At 38.8% G+C, this 3,983-nt stretch carries 3 protein-coding genes; all 3 read left to right on the forward strand.

The genetic code is table 11. From position 1 onward, the window contains the following. The first annotated feature begins 63 nt into the window (after window positions 1-63). Window positions 64-867: a hypothetical protein gene (locus JKY90_03945; GenBank protein ID MBL4851417.1), complete on the forward strand. Its 804-nt coding sequence runs from the start codon at window positions 64-66 to the stop codon at window positions 865-867. 351 nt (window positions 868-1,218) lie between these two features. After that, complete coding sequence (locus tag JKY90_03950) at window positions 1,219-3,075, forward strand: ricin-type beta-trefoil lectin domain protein (protein ID MBL4851418.1); 1,857 nt, start codon at window positions 1,219-1,221, stop codon at window positions 3,073-3,075. Window positions 3,076-3,129: 54 nt separating this feature from the next. Continuing rightward, window positions 3,130-3,750: a hypothetical protein gene (locus JKY90_03955; protein MBL4851419.1), complete on the forward strand. Its 621-nt coding sequence runs from the start codon at window positions 3,130-3,132 to the stop codon at window positions 3,748-3,750. Window positions 3,751-3,983: the final 233 nt, after the last annotated feature.

Consider the following 3,983-nt stretch of genomic DNA (forward strand, 5'->3'; position numbering starts at 1 on the left):
CGTGGTATGAATACCCATAAAAACTGTTATTCGACACTGATGTCATTGGTGGTGGCTCTATATATGAGCTTAGCAACCATGCAGGCCTGTGCCGGACCTCTCGTTGTGGAAGTCTACGACCTCGATGATTTAGACGCCTTTGCTGAGAGTGTTGCTGGGGTAATGTCGCCGTCTGTGGTGCAGGCTATGACGACGCAAGGTATGCCACCAAGTACTATTGCAATTGCCCAGACTATTGCTGAGGACGTTTTTTCTGCTGTAGCGCTACAATCACGTATTCGCGAAGCGCTGATGATGGGCTTAACGGATGAACATGCTGAACGCATTCTTGCTTGGCGTAAAACAGCTTTGGGTGATTTAATCAACGCTGCTGAGAGCCAGCATAACGTAGCCACCTATTCAGATGACCTGCGTGCCTATTCAGTCAGTAGCGAGCTTTACTTAGTAAGTGATACACGACGCTTAATGATGACTGAACTCTATAGCTCGATGAATGCGATTGAGCAATCGGTTGAGATGATTATTAATGCCAATTATGCGATGGCTTTGGCAACAGAAATTGCTAACAATGGTGAGATGCCAGGCGAAAACACCCTACGTAAAGTCTATAAAAATATTGCGCAATCACGTGACCAAATTACCATTGGTGTTCGTGGCCGAATGTTGATAGCTGGCCTCTATGTTTATCGTGCTATCTCAGATAAAGAGCTTGCCAATTATATGAAATTTAATATGACAGAAGAAGGTAGGTGCTATAACCAAATTTTATTCAGCACGGTGGATCGTTGGTTATTTGATTCGACCAAGCAGTTCGGTTTTCGCTTTGGCAAGGCGTTGCGTGAGATGGATGCGCAGCATCCTGCTTGACTGGTATTTTTTTACCAGAGAGTTGGCTCTGAATAACAACGCGATAGATTAAAGGCCGATATTTTTTGGCCGTAACAATAGTGTAGATATGTGACAAGGGCCTGAGGTTCAGTCTGAGCTCTTTAGCTGTCAGCGATCATAAATCAAAGACCTGACCCTATGTTTTCTATGACCCTATGTTTTCTATGTTTTGTGACCCTATGTTTTGCTATGTTTTGTGTTTTGTGACCCTATGTTTTGGAATCATTTTAGTAAACCATAAATAATATATCAGTCTCATTTTGCTTAGAGAATACAATACGTAAGTGAATAATGATTTGCATGATAAATTAAGCATATTAAAGGATAAAAATGAAAACAATAACAATATTAATGCTGACTTTTTTTGTAACTCAAGTATCTGCAAATGTGCTCAGTGATATCGAGCACTGGACTGAAAGTGAATACAATAAAGCGCGTAAAGAGTTAATTACATTAGAGCGTGAAACTGAAGATGCAGCTAAATATGTTGCGGCTAAAGTTGCCAAGGAATCGGTTTCAATCGCTAAAACGATGGAACAGGAGATAAACAAGGCGATTAATGAATTGGAGAGATTAACGTTAAGTTCATTGGAAGGCAGCTGTAAAGAAGGGACTGGTAAGCTCACCGGCCCATTAAAAAGCGTCTATAGCAGTATTGATACTATCGTTGCAAAGCATACACCAGAATTGAATGTAACCGGATTAAATGAAATAAAACAGCTGAGTTTCCTCAGCTCTAACTCGGCATTTCCAGGTGTTCTTGCATGTAAAACAAATATTAGCCGCGGCATGGCCTGCGGTATATTCCCTTATGTTCAGAAAATTGTTACGGCTGTTATTACCGGTAAAGCAAATTCTGAAATTTTTGCTGAAGCAACAGGTCGCGCATATAAATCAAATATTTGTTCTAGTATGCCAGTGACTGACAGGGGAATGTGTGCTGTTATGTTGGCGGCCTTCGATGAAGGAAAAAAAGGAGCTTCATGCGTAGCCAATGTGGTTGAGAAAGTTGTTATTGGTGCAAAAGATAGTGACCATAACTTAAAGTTTAGACCATCATTTCCGCGTGTTGATCAAGAGGCTATATGTTATGACATAGGCGGTGAAGTTTTTGCTTATGCGGCTGATGCTGGATTAGGTGGAATGATTCCAGATGAAGTCACGCGCGCAAAAAAGATATTTAAAATTGCAAAAGCATTGAGAACCGGACTCTACTATAGTTCGAAGCCGATAGTTAAAGAAACCGTGACAAAAATCTGTGAGTCAGGTATTAAAGAAGACATTAAAGAAGGCAGAATTCCAACAGAAAAAATTGTGCGAATTAAACATAACGAAAACCCTGGTGCAAATTTAAAGTTATTAACCAGACTAAGCGATCCAGTATGTTTGGATTTGTACGTTGGCAAGAATAAAGTTAGCGGACAGCGTTGTCATGGTGGACCAAATCAAAGATGGAGTTTTCATGACGTAGGAAAAAGTAACCCCGGTTATTTCTGGATTCGAAATGGAGTCAATGGCGATAAATGTTTGGCAGCCACATCCAAAAATGGTGGATATGTAACTGCAAAATGTAAAAGTAATTTAGCGCAACAAAATTTTGAGATTACGAGTGAGGGTCTCTTGAAAAATAGTAAAACCAAACAATGCGTTAATATGCTTGGACATATGAAAGAAACCATAGACTACCCATGTGAGGATTATAGTAATAATCAAAAACTGTATTATGATAATCCCAGTCTTAGTCTAGTAAAGGGCTCTCCTGGTGCGCATAGGCAGCTATATGTGCATCCATCTTCCCCTATATGCCTGGATTTTACTGTTAAGGGTAATCATCTATTAGAAGTATATCCTTGTAATAACACACCTTATCAAAGTTGGTCATTTCATAAATACAACAGTTATAAAGGTAATAAAAATAAAAAATATTCTGACTATTATCAAATACAAAGTGATGAAACAGGTGGCTGTATGACTAGCAATACTCGAGGTGCAATTGCATCTGTTAGTAAGTGTAGGTCTATGAACAAAGAGCCACATAACCAGATGTACAGGATTAGTAATGGAAGATTTGTGAATTTACACACAGGTCAATGTTTGCAGGCGGAAGGTTTTCATACGAGAAATAAAATAAGAAATTTAAATTGCAGTGATATTGAAAAACAAAAATGGCATATTTTTGCCAAGTAAGCTTTTTAATAGGCTATCATTTAAATTATTATGGTTAACTTCAAGTCAAATACTATGAAAATTTTATTATCACTAGCCTTATTACCAATGTTTTTTGCAATGTCAGCATGTACTACTTTTGCACCACAAGGTAAATTAATAGAACGCGATGGAATTTCGATTCTTGAAACGCCTCCATACATGAAAGTTGCGATATTGAAAAAACACGGCAATCAAGATCGCATATGCGCACCACGATCATTAGATTTTGCCGAAACTCAGAGTACAGGTGGTGATTTTGGTTTTACAAATTCAAAATTTAATTCATCATCGAGTGACGGAATTGGTGAAAAGTCCACACAAGGCGCATTGTCTTTAGGTGGTCGAAATCCTGCTGTGTTAATTTTAAGGGAAATGACTTATCGAGCCTGTGAAATGGCAATGAATACCAACGCAGATGAAAAACAAACACTAGAAATTTATACGCGTTTTTTGAACATTGCTCAGAAAATGATAATTACACAGCAAGGCAGTGGTACAGCGGTATTAGGTGTTTCGGCATCACAAGTGACAATGCAAAATGCACCTGTGGTATCTGATAATAGCGATACTAATTATGATACAACTGACAATAGTGAGACACAAACAGTCCTTCCATGCAGTAATCCAGATTCAGATCCTGATACCTGTACGTAAGTTAAATCTATAAGCGGGAGGTAGGGACAGAGTGAGGTGTGCTGACTTTCACGGACAGTTAAATCAAGCAATATCATACTTGTTTTCAAACTGCTCAGGTGTTTGGGTAATCCCCCCGATAAATAGCGGAGGTCAAAAGTAGAATTTTCTCGTAAACTTTACGAAGGAGATCTACATGAAAAAATCACGTTATTCTGATAGTCAAATACTGGCCATCATCAAGCAAGCTGAAA

It is taken from the genome of Gammaproteobacteria bacterium, from assembly GCA_016765075.1.
Taxonomy (GTDB): domain Bacteria; phylum Pseudomonadota; class Gammaproteobacteria.